At 71.4% G+C, this 24,513-nt stretch carries 24 protein-coding genes and 1 tRNA gene; 6 read left to right on the forward strand and 19 right to left on the reverse strand.

What is annotated here, in order from left to right:
* From ACWGIF_RS28965 to ACWGIF_RS29015, 11 genes are all read right to left on the reverse strand, one after another.
* On the reverse strand, positions 1-589 hold a 589-nt coding region (locus tag ACWGIF_RS28965; protein WP_453501928.1), incomplete at its 3' end, for an adenine phosphoribosyltransferase.
* 5 nt (positions 590-594) lie between these two features.
* Entirely contained in the window at positions 595-1,650 is a 1,056-nt protein-coding gene (gene secF, locus ACWGIF_RS28970) for a protein translocase subunit SecF (RefSeq protein WP_453501876.1), read from the reverse strand.
* 3 nt (positions 1,651-1,653) lie between these two features.
* The gene (secD, locus tag ACWGIF_RS28975; protein WP_453501878.1) at positions 1,654-3,429 is read right to left on the reverse strand and encodes a protein translocase subunit SecD; all 1,776 of its coding nucleotides are present in this window, start codon (positions 3,427-3,429) and stop codon (positions 1,654-1,656) included.
* Positions 3,430-3,581: 152 nt separating this feature from the next.
* Complete coding sequence (yajC, locus tag ACWGIF_RS28980; protein ID WP_453501880.1) at positions 3,582-4,058, reverse strand: preprotein translocase subunit YajC; 477 nt, start codon at positions 4,056-4,058, stop codon at positions 3,582-3,584.
* A 166-nt stretch (positions 4,059-4,224) separates the two neighbouring features.
* Positions 4,225-5,298 carry a Holliday junction branch migration DNA helicase RuvB gene (gene ruvB / locus ACWGIF_RS28985; RefSeq protein WP_453501881.1) on the reverse strand — a complete coding sequence of 358 codons (1,074 nt, stop codon included), beginning with the start codon at positions 5,296-5,298 and terminating at the stop codon, positions 4,225-4,227.
* A 277-nt stretch (positions 5,299-5,575) separates the two neighbouring features.
* On the reverse strand, positions 5,576-6,205 hold the full coding sequence (gene ruvA, locus ACWGIF_RS28990) for a Holliday junction branch migration protein RuvA (RefSeq protein ID WP_453501883.1): 630 nt from the start codon (positions 6,203-6,205) through the stop codon (positions 5,576-5,578).
* On the reverse strand, positions 6,202-6,732 hold the full coding sequence (gene ruvC / locus ACWGIF_RS28995; RefSeq protein ID WP_453501884.1) for a crossover junction endodeoxyribonuclease RuvC: 531 nt from the start codon (positions 6,730-6,732) through the stop codon (positions 6,202-6,204). The genes ruvA and ruvC overlap by 4 nt, the downstream gene beginning before the upstream one ends.
* A 114-nt stretch (positions 6,733-6,846) precedes the next feature.
* On the reverse strand, positions 6,847-7,599 hold the full coding sequence (locus tag ACWGIF_RS29000; RefSeq protein WP_069919476.1) for a YebC/PmpR family DNA-binding transcriptional regulator: 753 nt from the start codon (positions 7,597-7,599) through the stop codon (positions 6,847-6,849).
* A gap of 57 nt (positions 7,600-7,656) precedes the next feature.
* Positions 7,657-8,250 carry a pyridoxal 5'-phosphate synthase glutaminase subunit PdxT gene (gene pdxT, locus ACWGIF_RS29005; protein WP_453501886.1) on the reverse strand — a complete coding sequence of 198 codons (594 nt, stop codon included), beginning with the start codon at positions 8,248-8,250 and terminating at the stop codon, positions 7,657-7,659.
* Positions 8,251-8,257: 7 nt separating this feature from the next.
* Positions 8,258-9,175, reverse strand: coding sequence for a pyridoxal 5'-phosphate synthase lyase subunit PdxS (pdxS, locus tag ACWGIF_RS29010; protein WP_214948181.1), 918 nt, complete (start codon positions 9,173-9,175; stop codon positions 8,258-8,260).
* A 162-nt stretch (positions 9,176-9,337) separates the two neighbouring features.
* Complete coding sequence (locus tag ACWGIF_RS29015; protein WP_453501887.1) at positions 9,338-9,880, reverse strand: hypothetical protein; 543 nt, start codon at positions 9,878-9,880, stop codon at positions 9,338-9,340.
* 84 nt (positions 9,881-9,964) lie between these two features.
* Between ACWGIF_RS29015 and ACWGIF_RS29020 the strand changes: the two genes are divergently transcribed.
* The gene (locus ACWGIF_RS29020) at positions 9,965-10,189 is read left to right on the forward strand and encodes a hypothetical protein (RefSeq protein ID WP_453501889.1); all 225 of its coding nucleotides are present in this window, start codon (positions 9,965-9,967) and stop codon (positions 10,187-10,189) included.
* Between the two features lie 58 nt (positions 10,190-10,247).
* Here ACWGIF_RS29020 and ACWGIF_RS29025 read toward each other — a convergent pair whose 3' ends face one another.
* Genes ACWGIF_RS29025 through pgsA form a run of 3 tightly spaced genes read right to left on the reverse strand, consistent with a single transcriptional unit; the run spans position 10,248 to position 12,981 of the window.
* Positions 10,248-11,417 (reverse strand): glycosyltransferase family 4 protein, encoded by a 1,170-nt coding sequence (locus ACWGIF_RS29025; RefSeq protein ID WP_453501891.1) that lies wholly within the window; start codon positions 11,415-11,417, stop codon positions 10,248-10,250.
* A complete protein-coding gene (locus ACWGIF_RS29030) occupies positions 11,417-12,319 on the reverse strand; it encodes a phosphatidylinositol mannoside acyltransferase (RefSeq protein WP_453501893.1) in 903 nt (300 codons plus the stop codon). Before ACWGIF_RS29030 ends, ACWGIF_RS29025 begins: the two co-directional genes overlap by 1 nt.
* On the reverse strand, positions 12,319-12,981 hold the full coding sequence (gene pgsA / locus ACWGIF_RS29035) for a phosphatidylinositol phosphate synthase (protein ID WP_453501894.1): 663 nt from the start codon (positions 12,979-12,981) through the stop codon (positions 12,319-12,321). Before pgsA ends, ACWGIF_RS29030 begins: the two co-directional genes overlap by 1 nt.
* Before the next feature lie 434 nt (positions 12,982-13,415).
* Between pgsA and ACWGIF_RS29040 the strand changes: the two genes are divergently transcribed.
* From ACWGIF_RS29040 to ACWGIF_RS29050, 3 genes are all read left to right on the forward strand, one after another.
* A complete protein-coding gene (locus ACWGIF_RS29040) occupies positions 13,416-15,611 on the forward strand; it encodes an elongation factor G-like protein EF-G2 (RefSeq protein ID WP_453501896.1) in 2,196 nt (731 codons plus the stop codon).
* A gap of 139 nt (positions 15,612-15,750) precedes the next feature.
* The gene (locus ACWGIF_RS29045; RefSeq protein ID WP_453501898.1) at positions 15,751-17,418 is read left to right on the forward strand and encodes a hypothetical protein; all 1,668 of its coding nucleotides are present in this window, start codon (positions 15,751-15,753) and stop codon (positions 17,416-17,418) included.
* 50 nt (positions 17,419-17,468) lie between these two features.
* Positions 17,469-17,870, forward strand: a complete 402-nt coding sequence (locus ACWGIF_RS29050) for a DnaJ family domain-containing protein (RefSeq protein WP_453501900.1) — start codon at positions 17,469-17,471, stop codon at positions 17,868-17,870.
* Here the strand turns inward: ACWGIF_RS29050 and ACWGIF_RS29055 are convergent, their stop codons facing one another.
* Entirely contained in the window at positions 17,871-18,431 is a 561-nt protein-coding gene (locus tag ACWGIF_RS29055; protein WP_453501902.1) for an HIT family protein, read from the reverse strand. It abuts the gene before it with no gap.
* Between the two features lie 92 nt (positions 18,432-18,523).
* The gene (gene thrS, locus ACWGIF_RS29060; protein WP_453501904.1) at positions 18,524-20,500 is read right to left on the reverse strand and encodes a threonine--tRNA ligase; all 1,977 of its coding nucleotides are present in this window, start codon (positions 20,498-20,500) and stop codon (positions 18,524-18,526) included.
* Between the two features lie 396 nt (positions 20,501-20,896).
* Here thrS and ACWGIF_RS29065 point away from each other — a divergent pair, with 396 nt between their 5' ends.
* Positions 20,897-21,364 carry a GNAT family N-acetyltransferase gene (locus ACWGIF_RS29065; protein ID WP_453501906.1) on the forward strand — a complete coding sequence of 156 codons (468 nt, stop codon included), beginning with the start codon at positions 20,897-20,899 and terminating at the stop codon, positions 21,362-21,364.
* A gap of 163 nt (positions 21,365-21,527) precedes the next feature.
* Here ACWGIF_RS29065 and ACWGIF_RS29070 read toward each other — a convergent pair whose 3' ends face one another.
* Both ACWGIF_RS29070 and ACWGIF_RS29075 read right to left on the reverse strand, forming a co-directional pair.
* Positions 21,528-22,772: a hypothetical protein gene (locus tag ACWGIF_RS29070; protein WP_453501907.1), complete on the reverse strand. Its 1,245-nt coding sequence runs from the start codon at positions 22,770-22,772 to the stop codon at positions 21,528-21,530.
* A complete protein-coding gene (locus ACWGIF_RS29075) occupies positions 22,772-23,374 on the reverse strand; it encodes a DUF4365 domain-containing protein (RefSeq protein WP_453501909.1) in 603 nt (200 codons plus the stop codon). The genes ACWGIF_RS29070 and ACWGIF_RS29075 overlap by 1 nt, the downstream gene beginning before the upstream one ends.
* 219 nt (positions 23,375-23,593) lie before the next feature.
* Here ACWGIF_RS29075 and ACWGIF_RS29080 point away from each other — a divergent pair, with 219 nt between their 5' ends.
* Entirely contained in the window at positions 23,594-24,319 is a 726-nt protein-coding gene (locus ACWGIF_RS29080; protein WP_453501910.1) for an exonuclease domain-containing protein, read from the forward strand.
* Between the two features lie 91 nt (positions 24,320-24,410).
* Here the strand turns inward: ACWGIF_RS29080 and ACWGIF_RS29085 are convergent.
* A tRNA-Val gene (locus ACWGIF_RS29085) sits at positions 24,411-24,482 on the reverse strand.
* Positions 24,483-24,513 lie beyond the last annotated feature (31 nt).

Raw genomic sequence — 24,513 nt, forward strand, 5'->3', positions numbered from 1 at the left:
ACCCGGGACATCCCGCGTACCCGCCGCTTCGGCACGGAAGGGGACAGACCACGATCAGAGCGTCCAGCGGAGCGCCGTCCAGAGCCGGGCCCAGCTTCGCCCGGCCGGGGAGGAACGACAATTCCATCAGGACCGCCACGCCGGCGACCTCCGCCCCCGCCCGCCGGATCAGCGCGAGCGAGGCCTCGGCGGTACCACCGGTGGCGAGTACGTCGTCGATGACCATGACCCGGTCACCGGCCGACAGATCCTCCGCGTGGACCTCGATCTCCGCCGTGCCGTACTCCAGCTCGTACGACTGCGCGAGCGTCGCCCCCGGCAGCTTTCCGGCCTTGCGTACCGGCACGAAGCCGATCCCTGCCTGCACGGCCACCGGAGCCGCCAGGATGAAGCCCCGCGCCTCCAGTCCGACGATCTTCGTCGCGCCGTACCGCCCGGCCAGCTCCACCAGGACGTCCGTCAGCGCGGCGAACGCCTTGGCGTCCGCCAGCAGCGGGGTGATGTCCTTGAACATCACGCCCGGCTTCGGGTAGTCCGGCACGTCCTTGATCCGGCTGAGCAGCAGCGCCCGTGCCTCCTCTGACAGCAGCGCGGTCAACGCCGCCGCCCCGGCCGGCCCTGCGCCGCGACCTCGGGCTCGTCCTCGGCCTCGTAGGCCTCGTCCGGGGACTCGCCCTTGGCCGCCGCGGCCGCCCGCTTCGCGAGCACCCGCTTCTTCAGCGCCTTCATCGCCGGCTCGCGCTCCTTGAGGTCCACGACCAGCGGGGTCGCGATGAAGATCGAGGAGTACGCACCGGCCGCGAGGCCGACGAACAGCGACAGCGAGATGTCGTTCAGCATGCCGGCGCCCAGGAAGCCGCCGCCGATGAACAGCAGGGCCGCGACCGGGAGCAGCGCCACGACCGTGGTGTTGATCGAGCGGACCAGCGTGCCGTTGATGCTGCGGTTGGCGATCTCGCTGTACGTGAAGCGGGTCTGCTTGGCGATGTCCTTCGAGCCCTCCTTGAGACCGTCGAAGACGACGACGGTGTCGTAGAGGGAGTAACCGAGGATCGTCAGCAGACCGATGACCGTGCCCGGGGTGACCTCGAAGCCGACGAGCGCGTACACGCCGACGGTGATCGTGAGGTCGTGGATCAGGGCGATCAGCGCCGCGACCGCCATGCGCCACTCGAAGGCGATGGCGAGGTAGATCACCACGAGGACCATGAAGATGCCGAGGCCGGTCCAGGCCTTGTTGGCGATCTGGGAGCCCCAGCTGGGACCGACCAGGTCGGCGTTGATGTCGGCCTCGGTGACCTTGAGGTCGGTGGCGAGGACCTTCTTGACGTCGGTCGCGGCGGCGGTGTCCAGACCGGAGATCTGGATCCGCAGGCCGCCGGTGCCGAGCTGCTGGACGATCGCGTCGTGGCCGGAGGCCTCTTCCGCGAACTCCCGCGCCTTGGCCTCGGCGACGGCCGTCTTCGGGGTGGTGAAGACCGCACCGCCCTTGAACTCGATGCCCATGTTGAGGCCCTGAACGGCCAGGGCGACGATCGCCGTGATGGTGATCAGGATGGAAACGCCGTACCAGAGAAAGCGCTTGCCGACGAAGTCGTAGCCGACCTCACCGCGGTACAGCCTGGCGCCGAGATCTCCCAGCTTCGACATCTCTCACGCCTCCTTTACGTCGACGGGGGCGGGGGTGGAACCGGTACGGCGGGCCCGGCGCAGCGGGGGCTTGGCGCCGAGCCGCTTCGGGTCCAGCCCGGACCACGGGTGACCGCCGGCGAAGAACTTCGTACGGGCCAGCAGCGTCATGAGGGGCTTGGTGAAGAGGAACACCACGACCACGTCGAGCAGGGTCGTCAGACCCAGCGTGAACGCGAAGCCCTGCACCTTGCCGACGGTGACGATGAAGAGCACCGCGGCGGCCAGGAACGACACGAAGTCGGAGACCAGGATCGTGCGGCGGGCACGGGGCCAGGCGCGCTCGACGGCCGGACGCAGGGTGCGGCCCTCGCGGATCTCGTCCCGGATGCGTTCGAAGTACACGATGAACGAGTCCGCCGTGATGCCGATCGCCACGATCGCACCGCAGACGGCGGGCAGGTTCAGCGCGAAGCCGATGCCCTTCCCGAGCAGCGCCATGATCGTGTAGGTCAGGATCGCCGAGACCAGGAGGCTCAGGATGGCGACGAACGCCAGGCCGCGGTAGTACACCACCAGGTAGATCACCACGAGCAGCAGACCGATGGCTCCGGCGATCAGGCCGGCCCGCAGCTGCTCGCCGCCGAGCGCGGCGGTGACGGTGGTGACGCTGTCCTCGCTGAAGGAGAGCGGCAGGGCGCCGTACGACAGCATGTTGCCCAGGTCCTGCGCGGACTGCTGGGTGAAGCCACCGGAGATCTGGGCGCTGCCGCCCGTGATCGCGCCGCTGACCGACGGGTCGGAGATGACGTCACCGTCGAGCACGATCGCGAACTGGTTCTGCGGGGACTGCTTGGCCGCCAGCTCGCCGGTGACCTTCGCGAACGCGTCGGAACCGCGGTCGTTGAAGTCCATCGTGACGATCCAGGCGCCCGCCTGCGGGTCGATGATGCCCTTGGCGCTCTTGACGTCCTTGCCCTCGACCGCGGCCGGGCCGAGCAGCCACTTGCCCCACGCCTCGCCGCGCTGGCCACAGGCCAGCGTCGGCTCCTCGGGCTTGGCGCCCTTGACGGCGGCGCGCTGCTTCTCGTCCGTGCAGTCGAGCGCGGCGAACCTGGCCTGCAGGTCTGCGGCGGCCGGGTCGGGCGCGGGGGTCGCGGACGGCGACGGAGCCTTGGTGTCGTCTGCCTTCTTCGACTCGCTCGCCGAGGGCGAGGGAGAGGGGGCGTTCGGGGCCTTGAGGGCCTCGCTGAGCGCACGGCCCTGGGAAGTGGCGCTGGACGACGGGGTGGCGGACGGGCTGGCCTTCTTGCCGTCCTCGGCCTTGGGGGCGCCGGAGCCGCTCGCGGAGGGGCTCGGGCTCTGCGTGCCCTCGGGGACGACGGGGGCGCCGTCCGCGAATGCGATGACCGGGCGGAAGTAGAGCTGGGCGGTGGTGCCGACCTGCTCGCGCGCCTGCTGCTCGTTCGTCCCCTTGGGGATGTTCACGATGATGTGGTCGCGGCCCTGGGTCTGGACCTCCGCCTCGGACACGCCGAGACCGTTGACGCGGCGGTCGATGATGCCGACCGCCGTGTTCATGTTGGTCTCGTTGACGGCGCTCTCTTTGCCGGGCTCGCTCTTGGCCTTGAGCGTGATGCTCGTGCCGCCGGCGAGGTCGATGCCCAGCCGGGGAGTCGTCTGCTTGGAGAGGAACATCCCCGCGGTGAGCGCCACCATCGCGATCAGGATGATCGCCAGGGCGCGCCCCGGCCTCCCCTGAGCCCCCGTGGGCCGCCGGCCCTTCTTCGGTGCTGCCACCTTGTCGTTTCTCCCTGTCCAACCGTCCCGCGCCGGGTCAGCGCGCGGACGGCCACGAAATGTGTGGTGGGGACCCCTGCCCCCGCAGAAGTGTCACTGACGGGGACCGCGGCGGCCGCCGGTCCGGCGCCTCCACGATCCCCGGTCGCGCGCTACTTCGCGCCGGCCTCGCCGTCGGTCTTGCCGTCCTTGGGCTCGTCGCTGGCCTCGTCGACGGGGCCGTCCTTCTTGCCCAGGTCGAGCTTGGGAGCCTCGTCCTCGTCCTTGGTGAGGTCCGTCTTCGGGGCCTCGGTGAGGGAGGAGGCGTCGTCCGGGACGACCGGCGTGTCGGTCGTCACGTCGTCGCTGACGCCGTGGACGATGCGGTTGTACTCCGCATCCTCGAGCACGGCGCCGATGGCGTTCTTCGCGAAGATCGCGTGGACGCCGGGAGCCACCTCGAGGGTGACCGTGTCGTCACCGATCTCCTTCACCGTGGCGTACATGCCGCCGATGGTGCGGACGCCGGTGCCGGGCGTCATCTGGTCGCGCATCTGCGCGGCTGCCTGCTGCTTCTTCTTCGCGGAGCGGGTCATCAGGAACATCGCCCCGATGAGCACGATGAACGGGAGGAGTGTCACGAGATTCACGGGACGGAGATCCTTCGCACGACCGCACGCGGACGGCGGCCTTTTCTACGGGGGGTGGGCATACCGACCCGAAGGGTCGGCATCGGCGGAGTCTAGGCGAGTCCGTACCGATGGAACAACGCCCAGCATGGCACCGCAGTTCCTGAGGGGTCGAACCTCCGCGCCGTCAGGCCCCGAACAGGCCCTGTTGTCCGCTTGATCCACTCCCGCCGTGCTGCGGCGGGACGAGCCCCAGGTGGGCCCATGCGGCAGGCGTCGCGACCCGCCCGCGGGGGGTGCGGGCGAGCAGGCCCTCACGTACCAGGAACGGCTCGGCGACCTCCTCCACGGTCTCGCGCTCCTCGCCGACCGCCACGGCGAGCGTGGACAGCCCGACGGGCCCGCCGCCGAAGAGTTTCAGCAGCGCCTCCAGGACGGCCCGGTCCAGCCGGTCGAGGCCGCGCGCGTCCACCTCGTACACCTGGAGGGCGCTGCCGGCCACCTCGCGGGTGATCACACCGTCCGCACGGACCTGGGCGTAGTCGCGGACGCGGCGCAGCAGGCGGTTGGCGATGCGCGGGGTGCCGCGGGAGCGGCCGGCGATCTCGGCGGCGCCGGCGGTGTCGATCTCCAGGTCGAGGAGGCGGGCGGAACGGTGGATGACGCGTTCCAGCTCCTCGGGGGCGTAGAACTCCATGTGTCCGGTGAAGCCGAAGCGGTCGCGGAGGGGAGGAGGCAGCAGTCCGGCCCGGGTGGTGGCCCCGACCAGGGTGAAGGGCGGCAGCTCCAGCGGGATCGCGGTGGCGCCCGGTCCCTTCCCGACGATCACGTCGACGCGGAAGTCCTCCATGGCCATGTAGAGCATCTCCTCGGCGGGCCGCGACATGCGGTGGATCTCGTCTAGGAAGAGGACCTCGCCCTCCTGGAGGGAGGACAGGATGGCGGCGAGGTCGCCGGCGTGCTGGATGGCGGGGCCGGAGGTGATGCGGATCGGCGCGCCCATCTCGGCGGCGATGATCATGGAGAGGGTGGTCTTGCCGAGGCCGGGGGCGCCGGAGAGCAGGACGTGGTCGGCGGTGGCTCCGCGCTGGCGGGCCGCCTTCAGGACGAGGTCCAGCTGCTGGCGGACCTTCTCCTGGCCGACGAACTCCCCGAGGTCCTTGGGACGCAGGGCCGCCTCGACGGCGGTGTCCTCACCGTCGGCTGCTGCGGCGACGATGCGGGCCTCGTCCTCGGCGGTGGTGTCGTCGTCCCAGTTCACGGTGTCAGTCTGCCTTCTCGGTTCGTACGGTGGTCTGCCGGGTGTGGACCGGTCCCTGCGGGGCTTTCCCCCACCCCGCCCTTTCGCCGTTTCCCGGGCTCTGCCCGGCCCGGCACCTCAAACGCCCTTCAGCCCCGCCGGCGTGCGAGGCGCTCCTTCAGCCCCGCCGGCGTGCGAGGCGCTCTTTCAGTCCAGCCGGCGTGCGAGGCGCTCTTTCAGCCTCGCCCGCCGGCGTTTGAGGCGCGGGGGCGGAGCCGTCCGGCGGCGCGGCACGGCATCAGCGGGCGCGGTTCAGGGACTGGAGGGCGGCCCGCAGGAGCTGGGGCACCGGGGCCGAACCGCCGGCGGCAATCGCGGCCTCCGCCTGCGGCGTGACCGCCGAGACGGCCTCCTCGGCCTCCCGGGAGGCGTAGCCGAGCCCGATCAGCGCGGCGGCGAGCTGCTCGGTCCATGGCGCGGGACCGGCGGCGGCGCGCTGGGCGTCGACGAGGCCGCCGGCGCCCAGCGGGGCCCCCAGCTTGTCCTTCAGCTCCAGCAGCAGCTTCTGCGCGCCCCTCTTGCCGATGCCCGGCACGGCCGTCAGCGCCTTCTCGTCCCCGGTGGACACGGCCAGCCGCAGCGCGTCCGGGCTGTGCACGCCGAGCATCGCCTGCGCCAGCCGCGGCCCGACGCCGCTCGCGGTCTGCAGCAGCTCGAAGACCTGGCGCTCGTCGTCGTCGGCGAATCCGTACAGCGTGAGCGAGTCCTCCCGTACGACCAGGGAGGTGGCCAGCCGGGCCTGCTCCCCCGTCCGAAGGCCGGCGATGGTGGCCGGCGTGCACTGCACGGCCATGCCCACTCCCCCGACCTCGATCACGGCGAGGGTGGGGGCGAGCGCGGCGACTGGGCCGCTGACGAAGGCGATCATCGGGTACGGCCTTTCGAGGCGTGCAGGGCGACCGCCTGCTGGAGGCGGTTCTGGGCGGGGGCCCGCCAGATGTGGCAGATGGCCAGGGCGAGGGCGTCGGCGGCGTCCGCCGGCCTGGGCGGTTCGGCCAGCCGGAGCAGGCGGGTGACCATGGCGCCGACCTGGGCCTTGTCGGCGCGGCCGCTGCCGGTGACCGCGGCCTTGACCTCGCTCGGGGTGTGCAGGGCGACCGGTATGCCGCGGCGGGCGGCGCACAGCATCGCGACGGCGCTCGCCTGGGCGGTGCCCATCACGGTGCTGACGTTGTGCTGGCTGAAGACCCGCTCCACGGCGACGACTTCGGGACGGTGCGTATCGAGCCACTCCTCGATGCCCTGCTCGATGGCGACGAGCCGGTGGCCCAACTCCGCGTCCGCGGGCGTCCGTACGACCCCCACCCCGAGCATGGTCAGGGGACGGCCGGCGACACCCTCGACGACGCCGACACCGCATCGCGTCAGCCCCGGGTCCACACCGAGTACGCGCACTCGCCCACCCCTGCCTCTCGATCTCCTGTCCGGTGCAGGCTATCCGGCGCCACTGACAACGCGACGGGCCGACAGGGTGTGTCCCTGTCGGCCCGTCGGAAATCAGCACCCGGCTCAGGCGTCGACCTTCTCCATGACCTCGTCCGAGACGTCGAAGTTGGCGAAGACGTTCTGCACGTCGTCGCTGTCCTCCAGCGCGTCGATCAGCTTGAAGATCTTGCGTGCGCCCTCTTCGTCGAGCTCGACCTGCATCGAGGGGACGAAGCTGGCCTCCGCCGAGTCGTAGTCGATGCCCGCGTCCTGGAGCGCGGTGCGGACCGCGACCAGGTCGGTGGCCTCGCTGATGACCTCGAAGGACTCGCCGATGTCGTTGACCTCTTCGGCACCGGCCTCGAGCACCGACTCCAGGACGTCGTCCTCGGAGAGTTCACCCTTGGGCAGGACGACGACGCCCTTGCGGTTGAACAGGTACGAGACCGAACCGGGGTCGGCCATGGAGCCGCCGTTGCGGGTCATGGCCACACGGACGTCGGAGGCGGCACGGTTGCGGTTGTCGGTGAGGCACTCGATGAGCACCGCGACACCGTTGGGACCGTAGCCCTCGTACATGATCGTCTCGTAGTCGGCGCCGCCGGCCTCAAGACCACCGCCGCGCTTGACCGCGGAGTCGATGTTCTTGTTCGGGACGGAGCTCTTCTTGGCCTTCTGGATGGCGTCGAACAGCGTCGGGTTGCCGTCGATGTCCGCGCCGCCCATACGAGCCGCGACCTCGATGTTCTTGATCAGCTTCGCGAAGAGCTTGCCGCGCTTGGCATCGATCACGGCCTTCTTGTGCTTCGTCGTAGCCCATTTAGAGTGGCCGGACATCCGCCTGTCTCCTTCGCGTCACCAACAGTGTTCGTCCCCGATCCTACCGGGACCTGGTTACAGCCCTGCGCGCACCATGTCGACGAAGTACGCGTGGACTCGGTCGTCGCCGGTCAGTTCGGGGTGGAACGAGGTCGCCAGGACGTGGCCCTGGCGCACGGCGACCGTGTGACCGTCGTACGTGGCGAGCACCTCGGCGGCGCCGCCGACGGACTCGACCCAGGGGGCGCGGATGAAGACGCCCTCGACCGGGCCGCCCTCGATGCCAGCGAAGTCGATCTTCGCCTCGAAGGACTCGTTCTGACGGCCGAAGGCGTTACGGCGGACGATCATGTCGATGCCGCCCAGGGTCTCCTGGTCCTCACGGCCGTCCAGGAGCTTGTCCGCAAGCATGATCATGCCGGCGCAGGTGCCGTACACGGGCATGCCGGCCGCCACGCGCTCGCGCAGCGGCTCCAGCATGCCGAAGAGCACGGCGAGCTTCGACATGGTGGTGGACTCGCCGCCGGGGATCACCAGGGCGTCGACCTCGGCGAGCTCCTCGGGACGCCGGACCGGCCTGGCCACGGCGTCCGCCGCGGCCAGGGCGATCAGGTGCTCCCGTACGTCGCCCTGGAGAGCCAGGACACCGATCACGGGGGTGTTCGTCATGTCCGTACTACCAGCCGCGGTTGGCGTAGCGCTCGGACTCGGGGAGGGTGTCGCAGTTGATGCCGACCATGGCCTCGCCCAGGTTGCGGGACGCGTCCGCGATGATCTTCGGGTCGTCGTAGAAGGTGGTGGCCTTCACGATGGCGGCGGCGCGCTTGGCCGGGTCGCCCGACTTGAAGATGCCCGAACCGACGAAGACACCCTCGGCGCCCAGCTGGCGCATCAGGGCGGCGTCGGCCGGGGTGGCGACGCCACCGGCGGAGAACAGCACGACGGGGAGCTTGCCGAGTTCGGCGACTTCCTTGACGAGCTCGTACGGGGCGCGCAGCTCCTTGGCGGCGGCGAACAGCTCGTTGTTGTCGTAGCCGCGCAGGCGGGCGATCTCGTTCTTGATCTGGCGCAGGTGGCGGACGGCCTCGACGACGTTGCCGGTACCGGCCTCGCCCTTCGAGCGGATCATGGCCGCGCCCTCGGCGATGCGGCGCAGGGCCTCGCCCAGGTTGGTGGCACCACAGACGAAGGGGGTGGTGAACGCCCACTTGTCGGAGTGGTTGACCTCGTCGGCCGGGGTCAGGACCTCGGACTCGTCGATGTAGTCGACACCGAGGGACTGCAGGACCTGGGCCTCGACGAAGTGGCCGATGCGGGACTTGGCCATGACCGGGATCGAGACGGCCTCGATGATCTCTTCGATCATGTTCGGGTCGGACATGCGGGCCACGCCGCCGTCCTTGCGGATGTCCGCGGGGACCCGCTCCAGGGCCATGACGGCCACGGCGCCGGCGTCCTCGGCGATCTTCGCCTGCTCGGCGTTGACCACGTCCATGATCACGCCGCCCTTGAGCTGCTCGGCCATGCCGCGCTTGACGCGCGAGGTGCCGATGGCCGACTCAGCGGACTGGGGGGTGGTGGGAAGCGTGCTCACGGATTGACCTCACTCGAAAGGAAGACGGGTACCACGGGTCCAACAGGCACTACGGGGTCCTACGGGTACTACGGGTACTGCTTAGCCGAGGAAACCCCACCGACCAGTCCACTACAAGGGCCAATGTGGAGCCTGTGGCTCCTTCATTTGTCCCTCGCGGCCCTAGGTGGGCCGATCGGCAAGATCCACCGGGGGCTCGTCGTCCATTTCGAAGGCCAGCGGGAAGGGCGCGTGGCCGGCCAGCCGGAACCAGCGGACCTTGCGGTGCCTGCGCAGGGCGCGGGCGGCCCGTACGGAGTCGTTGTGGAACCGGCGCGCCATGGGCACCCGGCGCACCGCCGCGGCCAGCTCCTCCGTGGCCTGCGCCCCGCCGGGTGCGGCCTTGAGCACCTCGACCTGGTCGGCGTCGGCGAAGACCGCCCGCAGCGCCTGGCTGAGCTCGCTCTCGGCGACCTCGCGGTGCTCCTCCTCGGCCTGCCGGGCGGCGTGCGCGGCCTCGTACAGCACCAGGGAGGAGGCGGGGTCGAGCACCCCGGAGGTGGCCACCTCCAGCACCACGGAGGCCCGGCGCACGAGCTGCGCGTCGAGCGCGGCCCGCGCGGCGTCCATCCGCGAGTGCAGCCGGTCGAGCCGGCCGGCGGTCCAGCTGAGGTAGACCCCGATGACACCGAGCGCCAGGGCGATCCAGACAAGGGTTTCGATCACGCTGCGCGACCTTACCGCTCCGCGTGGGCCCGGCCCCCATTGCCCCTCGTCGGACAGCCGCCGGACCCATGGAGTAGTTCGGCCATGATCGACCCCCTCTGGTACGTCTACGTCCACGAGGGCACCTGGCCCCGGGAGCGCCGCTGGGCCGTCGGCTACTTCAACGGCGACGCCACCGACAACGAGCTCCGCGAGGCCGTGTGGACGGCTCCCGACCGGATCCGCATGACCACCGCGGAGGGCACGGTCCACGAGGTGACCGTCGCTCCCGGCGGCCGGCCCGACCGGATCGTCTCCGCAGGCTGGTGAGCCGCGCCGGCCCGGCGGCCGGCGAACGGTCGGCGACCAGCCGGGCGACCAGCAGGAGCTACGACGAGGCGTCCCGCGAGAAGCCCAGGCGGGTGCGGAGCGGGACGCGTTCGTCGGTGGCCACCGCCGCCGCGCCGTCCGTCACCGTCTCGTAGACGGCCAGGATGTCCGCGCCGACCGTGGACCAGTCGAAGCGGCGGACGTGCGCCGAGCCGCGTGCGCTCAGCTCCGCCCGCCGGGCCGGGTCCCGCAGCAGGCCGATGGCCGCCTCCGCCAGCGCGTCGGAGTCCTCGTTCGTGAAGAGTTCGCCCGCCCCGCCCTGGTCCAGCACCTGCGCGAAGGCGTCCAGGTCCGAGGCGAGGACGGCCGCGCCCGCCGACAAGGCCTCGACGAGGATGATGCCGAAGCTCTCGCCGCCCGTGTTGGGGGCCACGTACACGTCGACACTGCGCAGCAGCCGCGCCTTGTCCTCGTCCGAGACCATGCCGAGGAACTCGACCCGCGCGCGCAGCTCCGCCGGGAGGGACGCCACCGCCTCCTCTTCGTCGCCGCGGCCCGCGACCAGCAGCCGGACCTCCGGGCAGGCCTCCACGATCTTCGGGAAGGCCGCCATCAGTACCGGCAGGCCCTTGCGCGGCTCGTCGATGCGGCCGATGAAGCCGAGGGTCTGCCCGCCCCACTCCGCCCTGGGCTCGGCCGAGGCGAAGAAGTCGACGTCGACGCCGTTCGGGATCACCACCGCGTCCCCGCCGAGGTGCTCCACCAGCGTGCGCCGGGCGTACTCGCTCACCGCGATCCGCGCGCTGATCTTCTCCAGCGCCGGCTGCAGGATCGGGTACGCCGCGATCATCGCCCGCGACCGCGGGTTCGAGGTGTGGAAGGTCGCCACGATCGGACCCTGCGCCGCCCAGCAGGACAGCAGTCCCAGCGAGGGGGAGGCCGGCTCGTGGATGTGGATCACGTCGAAAACACCGTCGTGCAGCCAGCGCCGCACCCGGGCCGCGGAGAGGAAGCCGAAGTTCAGCCGGGCCACCGAGCCGTTGTACGGCACCGGCACCGCCCGCCCCGCCGAGACCACGTACGGCGGCAGCGGAGTGTCGTCGTCCGCCGGGGCCAGGACCGACACCTCGTGGCCGAGCCGGATCAGGTGCTCCGCCAGATCACGGATGTGGAACTGGACGCCGCCCGGCACGTCCCACGAGTACGGGCACACGATGCCGATCTTCACTACGCGCGCTCCTCCAGATCGTCCAGCCACAGCCGTTGCAGCATGTGCCAGTCCTCCGGGTGCTCGGCGATCCCCCGGGCGAAGACGTCCGCCACCGCCTGGGTCATGACGGTGGTCTTCTCGTTGCGGGTCCCGGTCTTCGGGACTTCCACCTCGGGGTGGATCCGGCCGTACAGCTTCGGCGTGTCCCCGTAGTGCAGGGTCGCCGGCAGCAGCACCGCGCCCGTCTGCTGGGCCAGCAGCGCCGGCCCGGCCGGCATGCGCGCGGTGGAGCCGAAGAAGTCCACCTCGACCCCGGAGGCGGACAGGTCCCGGTCGGCGACCAGGCAGACCATGCCGCCGGAGCGGAGCCTGCGCGCGAGGGTGCCGAAGGCTGCGCCGCCGCTGTGCGGCAGGACCTCCATGCCCAGGCTCTCCCGGTAGGCCACGAAGCGGTCGTAGAGGGTCTCGGGCTTGAGCCGTTCGGCGACGGTGGTGAACGGGGCGTCCATGTGGCTGATGGCCCAGGCTCCGGCAAGGTCCCAGTTGGCCAGGTGCGGCAGCGCGACGACGACCCCGCGTCCGGAGTCGAGGGCCTCGCGCAGGAGGTGCTCGTCCGTGAACTCGACGTCCGTGCTGAACCGCTCCGGGTCCATGGTGGGCAGCCGGAAGGACTCCATCCAGTACCGCATGTACGAGCGCATGCCTGCCTTGGACAGCTCGCGCAGCCGCTCCGGACCGGCCTCGGGCACCACCCGGGCCAGGTTCGACTCCAGGCGCAGCACGCTCTTGCCGCGCCGCTTCCACGCGAAGTCGGCGATCCGCCGTCCCAGGGCCACCGCGGCCGGTTCGGGCAGCTTCTTGACCCCGGCCCAGCCGAGCCCGTACAGCCCGTCGACCAGCTTGTCCTGCGCGGCGCCCATCAGGCGGCACCACCCTCGGCGGCCGCAGCGGCGTCGGCCTCCGCCGACTCGCGGCGTACGGTCACCACCCGCTGGATCAGCGTGACGAGCGAGCCCACGGCGACGATCCACAGCGCGATCGGCAGCAGCAGCCCGAGCCAGGACGGCGCGCCGAAGGTCTCCAGCCCGGACAAGCCGGCCGCGACCAGCGAGATCACCAGCCGCTCGGCCCGTTCGATGAACCCGTTGACGGCCACCGGCAGCCCGATCGACTCGCCGCGCGCCTTGGTGTAGGAGACCACCTGGCCGCTGGCCAGGCAGAAGATCGCCACCGCGCACAGCACGTTGTCGTGGCCGGAGCCCGCGTACCAGAGCGCGAGACCGCCGAAGATCGCCGCGTCCGCCACCCGGTCGAGGGTGGAGTCGAGGAACGCTCCCCACCGGCTGGAGATCCCGGCCTGGCGGGCCATGTTCCCGTCCACCAGGTCGGAGAAGACGAAGAGCGTGATGGTGATCGTGCCCCAGAAGAACTCTCCCCGGGGGAAGAAGAACAGCGCTCCGGCCACCACTCCGGCCGTGCCGACCAGGGTGACCGCGTCCGGGCTCACCCCCCGCCGGAGCAGAAAAGCGGCGAATGGCGTGAGAACACGCGTGAAGAATGCACGCGCGTACTTGTTCAGCATGGCCTTCCCGGAGGGTCGCTGGGCCGCACGGCCACCACGGCCACCGGCTGGCCCATCGTAGCCAGCACGATGCCGCCCCCACGCCGCGCACCCACCGGTTGGTGCCGCGTAAGACGCACTTCCCGTCACGGACGGCCTCCGGTGCGCTCCGGGTACGCCCCCGGTACGACGTATGGACGCGGTGTGACACCAGTGCAAAGCTCGAAGAACGCGGATTTCCTCCTCCGGCGAACCGGGCGGGGAACACGCCGGGGAACAGCCCGGGAGTCCGGCCGGAGAACCGGTCCGGGACCCGGTCAAGGAAACCGGCCAAGGAACCGGTCAAGGAACCAGGTCAAGAACCGGTCAGGGAACCGAACCGATCGGGAAGCCGGTCCTGGAACCGGTCAAGGAACGCACCCTCCTCACCGTCACCACCGGGAGGCACGATCACCATGGGAGCCACATCACACCAAGCCGGAGCCGCCGGCAGGGCACTGACGGCCGACCGCCCCTCCGCCATCCGGAATGTCGTGCTGGTCGGCCACAGCGGGTCCGGCAAGACCACGCTGGTCGAAGCCCTCGCCCTGACCGCGGGAGCGGTCAACCGGGCCGGTCGGGTCGAGGACGGCGCGACCGTCTCCGACTACGACGAGATCGAGCACCGCCGACAGCGCTCCGTCCAGCTCTCCCTCGTCCCCGTCGAATGGGGCGGGATCAAGATCAACATATTGGACACCCCCGGATACGCCGACTTCGTCGGGGAACTCAGGGCCGGTCTGCGGGCTGCGGACGCGGCCCTTTTCGTCGTCTCGGCCTCGGACGGCGTCGACGGTGCCACCCGCATGGTCTGGGACGAGTGCGAGGCCGTCGGCATGCCCCGCGCCATCGTCGTGACCCACCTGGAGGCCGCCCGCTCCGACTACGCGCAGATGACCACCGTCTGCGGCGAGATCTTCGGGGCCGACGACCCGGACGCGGTCCTCCCGCTCTACCTCCCGCTGCACGGCCCCGCCGGTCCCGACGGCCACGCCCCGGTCACCGGCCTGCTCGGCCTGCTCTCCCAGCGCGTCTACGAGTACGCCTCCGGCGAGCGCGTGGAGCGCGACCCGGACCCGGCCGAGCTCTCCCTCATCACGGACGCCCGCGCCCGCCTCATCGAGGGGATCATCGCCGAGAGCGAGGACGAGAGCCTCATGGACCGCTACCTCGGCGGCGAGGACATCGACATCAAGACCCTCGTCGACGACCTGGAGCGGGCCGTCGCGCGCGGTACCTTCCACCCCGTCCTGATGGCCGCTCCCGCAGGCGAGGGCGCCCGCCAGGGCCTCGGCACCGTGGAACTCCTCGAACTGATCACCGGCGGCTTCCCCACGCCCCTGGAACGCGCCGCCGTCACCGTCACCCGCCCCGACGGCTCCGCCCGGCCCGCCACCACCTGCGATCCCGACGGCCCCCTCGTCGCCGAGGTCGTCAAGACCTCCTCCGACCCCTACGTCGGCCGCATCTCCCTCGTGCGCGTCTTCTCCGGCACCCTGAAACCCGACGAGACCGTCCACGTCAGCGGGCACGGCCTCGCCGACCGCGGACACGAGGACCACGACGTCGACGAGCGGATCGGCGCCCTCAGCTCCCCCTTCGGCAAACAGCAGCGGGCCCTCACCCGGTGCATCGCCGGGGACCTGGCCTGCGTGGCCAAACTCACCCGCGCGGAGACCGGCGACACCCTCTCCGCCAAGGACGACCCGCTCCTCATGGCGCCCTGGACCATGCCCGACCCTCTGCTCCCCCTCGCCATCGAGGCCCACAGCAAGGCCGACGAGGACAAGCTCTCCCAGGGCCTGGCCCGGCTCGTCGCCGAGGACCCCACCATGCGGCTGGAGCAGAACCCGCACACCCACCAGCTCGTCCTGTGGTGCCTCGGCGAGGCCCACCAGGACGTCGCCCTGGAACGGCTGCGCACCCGCTACGGCGTCCAGGTCGACCCCGTCCCGCACAAGGTGAGCCTGCGCGAGACCTTCGGCGCCAAGGCCGCCGGCCGCGGCCGGCACGTGAAACAGTCCGGCGGCCACGGCCAGTTCGCCATCTGCGAGATCGCGGTGGATCCGCTCCCGCCGGGCAGCGGCATCGAATTCGTCGACAAGGTCGTCGGCGGCGCCGTGCCCCGCCAGTTCATCCCGTCCGTGGAGAAGGGGGTACGCAGCCAAGCCGCCCGCGGGGTCGCGGCCGGCTACCCGCTGGTCGACGTGCGCATCACCCTGCTCGACGGCAAGGCGCACTCGGTGGACTCCTCGGACGCGGCCTTCCAGACCGCCGGCGCCCTCGCCCTGCGCGAAGCCGCCGCAGAGGCCCGCATCGACCTGCTCGAACCGGTCGCCGAACTCGCCGTCCTGATCCCCGACGAGTACGTCGGCCCCGTCATGAGCGACCTCGCCGGCCGCCGCGGCCGCGTGGTGGGCACCGACCAGGCCGGACCGGGGCGGACCCGGGTCCGCGCCGAGATCCCGGAGATCGAGATCGGGCGCTACGCCGTCGAGCTGCGCTCCGTGTCGCACGGCACCGGCCGCTTCGCCCGCGCCTACGCCCGGCACGAGCCGATGCCACCCCAGATCGCGGAAAAGGTGCGCGAACAGGCCGAGAAGGGAAGCTAGTTGACATAGCACGGGAGGCCGCCCACCCAACCGGCTTGCGGTGGGCGGCATTTCCCTGTCCCATGACCATGGGGCGGGGTCCGCCGATAGGCTCGTCGGCGCACCAAAAGAGCACGAACGCAGGGCGATGGGGGCAGCGGTGGCGGACGACGGATTCGACTTCAGGCCCGGAGCGCAGATTCCGTTGCAGGGCGGCGGGGGGCAGACGGCGGCGACCAACGCCCTCGCCTCGGCCGCGTACCGCGACGGCGGCAAGGACAGCAAACTGGAAAAGATACTCACCGCCAACAGCGAGAACCACCCGGCGACGGTCAAGCCTCCGAAGCTCTCCCTCTTCGAGCCCAGCCTCGGCGAGGCCTTCTGCCGCGCCGTCGAGGCCCGCACCCTGGGGCCGGGCCGCAAACCGCTCATCCAGTCCTTCGGCGCCGATCCGCAAACCGTGGTGGAGCACTGCCTGGCCGCCTCCCACATCCGCAAGGCACGGGACCGCAAGCTCCGGATGATCATGCTGGTCTGCGGTGTGCTGTTCCTGCCCGGTCTGCTGCTGTGGCTGGGCCTCTTCCAGCTCCGCAAGACCCTCGCCTCCAGCGGAGGCAAGCACAGCTCATGGCTGGGCACCGTGATCCTGGTCGGCGTCGGCGTCGTGGCGGCCGTCCTGATGTTCCAGCTGCCGCTCACCGGCTTCCTGGGCCTCTACGCCCGCGGCGTGATCATCGCCCCGGTCCTGGGCTGGCTGCTCGCCCGCCGGACCTGCGAGGCCACCGCCCGCGACCTGCGCGCCCGCTGGGACGGACTGCTGGCCGGCGGCGGGGTCGGCGCCAAGGTCCCGGAGGCCGTGCCCGGCAACCCCGACGAGAAGGCGCGCGAGGACCTGCGCCACCAGCTCGCCAAGCTCACCGCGGAGGACCGCAGCAACCAGGTCTTCTACGCGGGCCCCAAGGGCATCCTCGGCATGGGTACGCGCTGGGGCAGCTGGCAGATGGCCGAGGAGCTCGCTCCCAAGAGCGAGGGCATGGAGATCCACCCGTTCCGCAGCTGGGACGTCGTACGCGCGATCGACGCCCAGCTCCGCAAGCTGGAGCGGGGGCCCCTGCACACCGGCGGCTTCCCGACCGCCGCGATCCAGCACTGGATCGTCACCCCGGTCGGCGAGGGCGCCGCCGAGGTGGCCCGCCCCACCGGCGAGAACGTCGACGCCTTCCTCATCAAGCCGCACGAGATCACCCGGATCTGCAACGAACAGCAGTTCAGCGCCGGGAACCGGCACTACCTGGGCATCCAGTACCCGCTCTGGGACGGCCAGCTGGTCATCAACATGCTGGTCACGGTCACCGTGCTCTACAAGACCCTGCGGGTGGACGTCACCGCCCACGCCCTGGGCCCCGTACACGGCCTGTTCACGACGAAGTCCGCGGCCCCGGTGGTGGAGGTGCCCAAGAGCATCCGCTTCTGGGAGACCGTGGAGCGCCCGCTGCCCCTGGTGGACACCCAGGAGGTGGTCCGGCTGGCGGTGCGGGCCCCGCTGACCTGGTACCCGCCGATCCTCGACTTCCTGGGCGGCAAGCTGGTCCTGCCCGAGCCCTTCGGCCTGCGCCACGTCTGGGCGAGCTCGATGTGGCGCCACCGGTTCATGGCGGACGACGCGCTGCGCACGGTGGCCCCGGTCCTGCGGTCGATCCACGCCGCGACCTTCAAGGTGCTGGAGGAGAACGGCGTCGACATCGACCGCTTCACCAACCGCTCGTCGATCATGAGCGGCCTCATCCAGGAACCTGCGCCGCGCAAGGCCGACGTCTACGACGCGTAGGTAGGCTGGGAGCCGGAGGAAGGGCGTCCCCGCGATCGGGAGGAGCGGCCGTGACCGAGCGCAAACCCCCTGGCGTCAGCTTCGAGTCCTTCGTGGACCGGCAGATCCGACAGGCCGCCGAGCGCGGAGACTTCGAGAGCCTGCCCGGCTACGGCAAGCCGCTGGCCTCACTCGACGCGCCCTACGACGAGCTGTGGTGGATCAAGGGCAAGTTGCACCGCGAGGGCTTCGCCGTCCTGCCTCCGGCGCTCGCACTGCGCAAGGAGGCCGAGGACGCGCGGGAGGCCGCCCTCGCGGCCCGCTCCGAGCGCCGGGTACGCGACATCCTCACGGCGGTCAACGAGAAGATCCGCACGGCCCTGCGCCGCCCCCCTCCGGGGCCGCCGCTGGGTCTGACGGAGTTCGACGTCGAAGCCGTGCTGGCGGCGTGGCGCGCGGCGCGCACGGACTGATCAGTCGACGGGCCAGGCGTCGGCGAGCATCTGGCGCGTTTCCGCAAGGAGTTGGGGCAGCACCTTGGTGTGGCCGACGACCGGCATGAAGTTCGTGTCCCCGCCCCAGCGGGGCACGATGTGCTGGTGCAGGTGCGCGGCGATGCCGGCCCCGGCGGCCGCGCCCTGGTTCATGCCGATGTTGAAGCCGTGCGCTCCCGACGCCTTGCGCAGCGCGACCATGGCCCGCTTGGTGAGGTCGGCGAGCTCGGCCGTCTCCAGCCCGTCCAGCTCGGTGTAGTCGGCGACGTGCCGGTACGGGACGACCATCAGGTGTCCGCCGTTGTACGGGTAGAGGTTCAGCACGGCGTAGACGTGCCTGCCCCGGGCCACGACCAGGCCGTCCTGGTCGGACATCTCCGGAATCCCGCAGAAGGGACAGCCGTCCCCGGCCTCGGGGCCGGTCGGCTTGTTCTCCCCCTGGATGTAGGCCATCCGGTGGGGCGTCCACAGACGCTGGAACGCGTCCTGCGTGCCCACACCGATCTGCTGCTCCGGCTCAGTCGTCATGGCGGCAAGCATATGACCTTGCCTTCGCGGACGAGGAAGGCCCCCGGAAAGTGATCACTTCCCGGGGGCCCTCTTCGTACGGTCGGACGTGGATCACATGAGGATCAGACCTGGACGCGGTCCGCGACGACCTTGGCCAGCTTGGCCAGGGCCTCGTCCTTGGCGATGCCGTTCTCCTGTGAACCGTCGCGGTAACGGAAGGAGACGGTACCCGCGGCCATGTCCTCGTCCCCGACGATGATCATGAACGGGACCTTGAGCTTCTGGTGGTTGCGGATCTTCTTCTGCATGCGGTCGGAGGAGGCGTCCACCTCGACGCGCAGGCCCTGCTTCTTCGCCGCCGCGGCGAACTCCTGCAGGTACTCGACGTGCCCGTCGCCGATCGGGATGCCGACCGCCTGGACCGGAGCCAGCCACGGCGGCATGGCGCCCGCGTAGTGCTCCAGAAGGACGGCGAAGAACCGCTCGATCGAGCCGAACAGCGCACGGTGGATCATGACCGGGCGCTGGCGCGAGCCGTCCGGCGCGGTGTACTCGAGGTTGAAGCGCTCCGGCAGGTTGAAGTCGAGCTGGACGGTCGACATCTGCCAGGTACGGCCGATGGCATCGCGCGCCTGCACCGAGATCTTCGGACCGTAGAAGGCCGCGCCGCCCGGGTCGGGGGTCAGCGGGAGGCCCTGCTTCTCGGCGACCTGCTGGAGGACGGCGGTGGCCTCCTCCCAGACCTCGTCCGAGCCGACGAACTTCTCCGGATCCTTGGTCGACAGTTCCAGGTAGAAGTCGGTCAGACCGTAGTCGCGGAGCAGGTTCAGGACGAAGGTGAGGGTCCGGTCGAGCTCCTCGGCCATCTGCTCACGGGTGCAGTAGATGTGCGCGTCGTCCTGGGTGAAGCCGCGGGCGCGGGTCAGACCGTGCACGACGCCCGACTTCTCGTACCGGTACACGGTGCCGAACTCGAAGAGGCGCAGCGGCAGTTCGCGGTAGGAGCGGCCCCGCGCGTCGAAGATCAGGTTGTGCATCGGGCAGTTCATGGGCTTGAGGTAGTAGTCCGTACCCCCGTCGAGCTGCATGGGGGGGTACATGCCCTCCGCGTACCAGTCCAGGTGGCCGCTCTTCTCGAAGAGGGCGCCCTTGGTGGCGTGCGGGGAGTAGACGAACTCGTAGCCCTCCTCCTCGTGCCGGCGGCGCGAGTAGTCCTCCATGGTCCGGCGGATGATGCCGCCGCGCGGGTGGAAGACGGCGAGGCCGGAGCCGATCTCGTCCGGAATGGAGAAGAGGTCGAGCTCGTTGCCGAGCTTGCGGTGGTCGCGCTTCTCGGCCTCGGCGAGGAAGTCGAGGTGGGCCTTCAGCTCCTCCTTCGACGGCCACGCGGTGCCGTAGATGCGCTGGAGCATCGGGTTCTTCTCGCTGCCGCGCCAGTAGGCGGCCGCGTTGCGCATGAGCTTGAACGCCGGGATGTTGCGGGTGGTGGGCAGGTGGGGACCGCGGCAGAGGTCCTTCCAGCACAGGTCCCCGGTCTTGGCGTCCAGGTTGTCGTAGATGGTCAGCTCGCCGCCGCCCACCTCGACGTTCGCGCCGTCGTCGGTGGATGCGGAGCCCTTGATGCCGATGAGCTCCAGCTTGTACGGCTCGTCGGCGAGCTCCTCGCGGGCCGCCTCGTCGGTGACCACGCGGCGGGAGAACTTCTGCCCGCGCTTCTGGATCTCCTGCATCTTCTTCTCGATGGCCTTGAGGTCATCGGGGGTGAAGGGCCGGGCGACGTCGAAGTCGTAGTAGAAGCCGTTCTGGACCGGCGGGCCGATGCCCAGCTTGGCCTCGGGGAAGAGCTCCTGCACGGCCTGTGCCATGACGTGAGCGGTCGAGTGGCGAAGGATGTTGAGGCCGTCCTCGGAGGAGATCTCCACCGGCTCGACGCTCTCGCCGTCCTGCACCTGGTAGCTGAGGTCCTTCAGCTCACCGGCGATGCGCGCGGCGACGATGGTGCGCTCGCCGGCGAAGAGCTCCGCCGCCGTAGTGCCCGTGGCCACCACGCGCTCGTCCCGCTCGGAATCGCGTTGGATGATCACACGGACGTCTGACACCGGTCTCTCCTGACTCAGGGGGTGCGCAAGCGAACACTGCGCGCCTGAATCGTACCGAGCGGAGTGGCTGCGCCGCTAAACGGTTACCCGGCGGGCCCGCCCGGGGGTCTCCCGCAGCCGGGCCGGGCCGCGGCCTTCCCCGCGCCGCACCCCCGGCCCCGCAGGCCCCGGCCCCGGGGGGTGCTGGGGCGGGGGATCCCGGGCCCGGCCCTGGCCGGCTGACGCAGACGGGTGGTGGGGCGGTGCCCCTCCGGGACGTCTCCTCGGCTCGCGAACCCCGAGCCGGACCGGCCCGTTGCCCGGCGGTGGGTTCGCTCGACCTGCGGGGACGTCCCGGAGTGTCCCCGCCCCACCCCGAAACCTCGGCCCCGGCGTCGCCGTAGGTAGCCTGGGCCCATGCCGAGCCCGCAGATCCGCCCGCTGGACCTGGCCGACGACGCCACCGCCACCGCCGTGCACCGGATCGGGCGGGCCGCGTACGCGGTCGAGGCGGAGCTGATCGGTTTCGACGGCATCCCGGCGCTGGGCGAGGGCCTCGCTCAGATGCGGTCGCAGGACCTGAACTGGGTCGGCGCCGTCTGCGAGGACGGGGACCTCGCCGGTTTCCTGGCCTGGGAGGAGGAGGCCGACGCCGGTGTCTGCATCGACCGGCTGTGCGTGGCCCCGGCCTGGTTCCGCCGCGGCATCGCCTCCCTGCTGTTGCGCCACGCGCTGACCGAGCTCTTCCCCGGCCGCCGCGTCGAAGTCGCCACGGGCGCCGCCAACACCCCCGCGGTGACCCTCTACGAACGCCTCGGCTTCAACCGCGGCCCGGATTTCTCCCCCGCCCCGGGCCTGACCATGGCGTCGTTCACCTCAACCTGAGGCACCCCGGCACCCCGGCACCCCGCGCTCCACCTCGGACACCCTGCCGGACGCCCTTCCACCGCCGCCGGACACCCGTCCCACCCTGCCGGACGCCCTTGCGGCCCCGCCGGCGCTTGAGGCGCGGGGGTCCGGGGCGGCGCCCCGGCAGCGGCGCCGCACCCTATGCGTCGTCGGCCGGCAGCACATCCGCAGGATCGAAGGACTCGTCCAGCGACTTCATGAGCCGGTCCCGCTCGACCTCGTCCAACGGCACCGGCGTCACATCCACCGCATCCGTCAGCCGACGGAACCCGCCCCGCCGCTGCAGCCGCCCGCTGATCCGGATCGGCAGGCCCACCAGGTGCGCGTGGCCCGCCACCCGGTACGCCTCCTCGTCCAGCGCGGCCCGTACGTACGGGATCTCCGCCCCGGCGAGGACCCGCAGCCGGACCGTGCCCCCGCCCCCCGGTGCCGAGCGCCGCATCCGTACCACCGCCCCGGCGACGCGGACGTGCACGGCCGGCTCGTCCCGGGTGTAGCGCGCGGCCGCGTCCCGCAGCGCCGGCAGGTCGCCCGGCGAGAACTCCACCGGCTCCGGCCGGGCCGCGCACCCCGCCGGAACGCCCGCCGCCGGCGCCCAGGCCAGCGCGATCCGCACCCCCTCCGAGCCCCGGACCAGCGCGATCAGCGCCTCGGCGAGCTCCCGGCTGACCCCGGCCCGCACGGCGGCGTCGAAGGCCTCCGTGCCCCCGGTGGCCCGCTGGTAGTCCACGGCCTCGCGAGCGGCGTGCAGCGCGTGGTGCAGCCGTGTCGTGATGCCCCGCCCGCCGTCCACGGGTACGTACGCGGTCAGTCGCCGGCCGCCCGGATGCGGCCCCACCAGGACGCCGTCCAGGGCCCGTTCGGCCTGCGCCCGGTGCCGGGCGCCGTAGTACCCGGCCCTCGCCCGTTCGGCGAGGGCCCCGGCCAGCAGCAGCTGCCGGGCCGCCGAACGCAGCTGCTCCTGCACCGTCCACGCGGCCTCGCCCTGGAGCCCGTACGCCCCCTGCGGGATCTCCCGGTCCCAGCGGATCTCGTCGCTGGGCACGCTCAGCCCGTAGAGCACCTCCCGCGCGGACGGCAGCGCACTGCGCGAGAGCGCGGTGAGCGCCTCTTCGAGCAGGTCGGCGCAGTCGGGGAAGGCCCGGCTCTCGGGGACGAGCAGGCTGGTGCCCTCGCGGGCCGAGGGGTGGCCGGCGGGCGGCGTCCAGCGCCCGTAGCGCCCCGCCGCACCGCCCCGGCGCAGCCAGCCGTGGCGGTGCAGCAGCGCGCCGAGCACGGTGGGGTCGACCTGCGCGGGATCGGGTGCCGCGGGCTGCGCGGAGTCCGTGAATCCGCCGTAGTCCGGGGACGGAAGCGGTTCGAGGTTCGGCGAGTGCCAGTGCATCAGGGTGTCCCTCCCGACCCGACCCGGGTCATGATCTCGCACAGCGCCCGGTCGTCGAAGATCCGCGTGGTCGGGATCCGAACGGTGGTACGGCGCCGGCCGGTCACAGGGTGTCCGGCGAGATTGGTCCAGTAGCAGCAGTGCCGCAGGTCGAGCCGGTCGTGCCCGGCGGCGAGCCACTGGTCGCGCTCCCGCGGGACGAGCATCACGACGAGGATCTTGTGGACGGCGACCGGGGTGCGCGCCAGCTTCACCAGGTGCTCGTTGTCGAGGGTGAAGGCGAAGGTGGGCCCGGCCGGCCGCGGCGGTGTCTGGTAGGTCGCCTTCAACTGCACCTTGATGGTGACCTCGTCGTCGACGACGTGCTCGGGGGCGCCGTGGCTGACGTGCCAGTCGATGCCGTTGTCCGGGAAGGGCTGGGACAGCGAGCAGCCGGCCGCGGCGGCGACGGCGTGCAGGTATCCCACCTGAAGGGTTTCCATGCAGGCGGTGGTGGCGAGTGTGCCGCGCAGCGGTCCGCTCCGCGCGTCGCCCGGTGTACCGGTCCGCGGATCGTTCTGCCCCGCCAGCACCCCGCCCTTTTCGGGCTGCGCGAGCGCCATGGCCGGCTCCCCATGCCTTCCGGCTCTGCCGTGTGGTGGGTGGGATGACGACCGGTCATGTGCACGGTCCCCCAAGGACGTTGTCTCCGCACGCGGGTCCCCGCAAACGGCGTACGGGGCAAACAGCCCGGGTATCACCGATTCGGGCAGGGGTGGCACGTTCCGAGGCGGCGGCGCCCGGGTGCGCCCCATCTGCCGCCCGGGGACGAGGAGTTCGCCATGACACGCTGGTACGAGGGCCCGCTGGCCGCATTCGACACGGAGACCACCGGGGTGGACGTCGAGCAGGACCGGATCGTGTCCGCCGCGCTCGTCGTCCAGGAGTGCGCGGGCGGCCGGGTCCGCACGACGCGCTGGCTGGTCAATCCCGGCATTCCGGTCCCCCCGGGTGCCACGGAAGTACACGGACTGACCGACGAGCACCTGCAGCGCCACGGGCGTTGGCCCGCGCCGGTGGTGGAGGAGATAGCCCGCGCGCTCGCGGAGCAGCAGGTGGCGGGACGGCCGGTGGTGGTGATGAACGCGCCGTTCGATCTGACGCTGCTGGACCGGGAGTTGCGCCGCCACCGGGCGTCCTCGCTCTCGCGGTACCTGGAGAACCGCCCCCTGACGGTGCTGGACCCGCGAGTGCTGGACAAGCATCTGGATCGGTACCGCAAGGGCCGGCGGACACTGACGGACCTGTGCGCGCACTACGGGATCGAGCTGGAGGGCGCGCACGACGCGGCGGCGGACGCGCTGGCCTCGCTGGAGCTCGTGCGGGCGGTGGGGCGGCGGTTCGCGGCCCGGCTGGAGCGGCTGTCGCCTGCCGAGCTGCACACGCTGCAGGCCGTGTGGCACGCGGCGCAGGCCCGTGGCCTGCAGGCGTGGTTCGCTCGGCAGGGGACGCCGGAGGCGGTGGATCCGCACTGGCCGCTGCGGCCGGACTTGTCGACGGCCGCGTAGAACGGGCCCCGAGGGGCGGGCCGTCGGCCGTCGGCGAGGACCCCGGACATGCGGAAGGCCGGTCCGTCATGGACGGACCGGCCTGTCCCGGTGGGCGATACTGGGATCGAACCAGTGACCCCTTCGGTGTGAACGAAGTGCTCTTCCGCTGAGCTAATCGCCCGGGAACGCACTGAACAATACAGAAGGCTCGG

This window comes from Streptomyces sp. NPDC054849 (genome assembly GCF_053610945.1).

Coding starts and splice junctions, on each gene's coding strand:
- secF (WP_453501876.1), bottom strand. CDS start 1,650: ATGTCGAAGCTGGGAGATCTCGGCGCCAGGCTGTACCGCGGTGAGGTC.
- ACWGIF_RS29065 (WP_453501906.1), top strand. CDS start 20,897: ATGCCGAGCCCGCAGATCCGCCCGCTGGACCTGGCCGACGACGCCACC.
- ACWGIF_RS29055 (WP_453501902.1), bottom strand. CDS start 18,431: ATGCTTGCCGCCATGACGACTGAGCCGGAGCAGCAGATCGGTGTGGGC.
- pdxT (WP_453501886.1), bottom strand. CDS start 8,250: ATGACGAACACCCCCGTGATCGGTGTCCTGGCTCTCCAGGGCGACGTA.
- ruvA (WP_453501883.1), bottom strand. CDS start 6,205: ATGATCGCCTTCGTCAGCGGCCCAGTCGCCGCGCTCGCCCCCACCCTC.
- ACWGIF_RS29040 (WP_453501896.1), top strand. CDS start 13,416: ATGGGAGCCACATCACACCAAGCCGGAGCCGCCGGCAGGGCACTGACG.
- ACWGIF_RS29020 (WP_453501889.1), top strand. CDS start 9,965: ATGATCGACCCCCTCTGGTACGTCTACGTCCACGAGGGCACCTGGCCC.
- ACWGIF_RS29000 (WP_069919476.1), bottom strand. CDS start 7,599: ATGTCCGGCCACTCTAAATGGGCTACGACGAAGCACAAGAAGGCCGTG.
- pgsA (WP_453501894.1), bottom strand. CDS start 12,981: ATGCTGAACAAGTACGCGCGTGCATTCTTCACGCGTGTTCTCACGCCA.
- ACWGIF_RS29075 (WP_453501909.1), bottom strand. CDS start 23,374: ATGGCGCTCGCGCAGCCCGAAAAGGGCGGGGTGCTGGCGGGGCAGAAC.
- ACWGIF_RS29030 (WP_453501893.1), bottom strand. CDS start 12,319: ATGGGCGCCGCGCAGGACAAGCTGGTCGACGGGCTGTACGGGCTCGGC.
- ACWGIF_RS29070 (WP_453501907.1), bottom strand. CDS start 22,772: ATGCACTGGCACTCGCCGAACCTCGAACCGCTTCCGTCCCCGGACTAC.
- ACWGIF_RS29080 (WP_453501910.1), top strand. CDS start 23,594: ATGACACGCTGGTACGAGGGCCCGCTGGCCGCATTCGACACGGAGACC.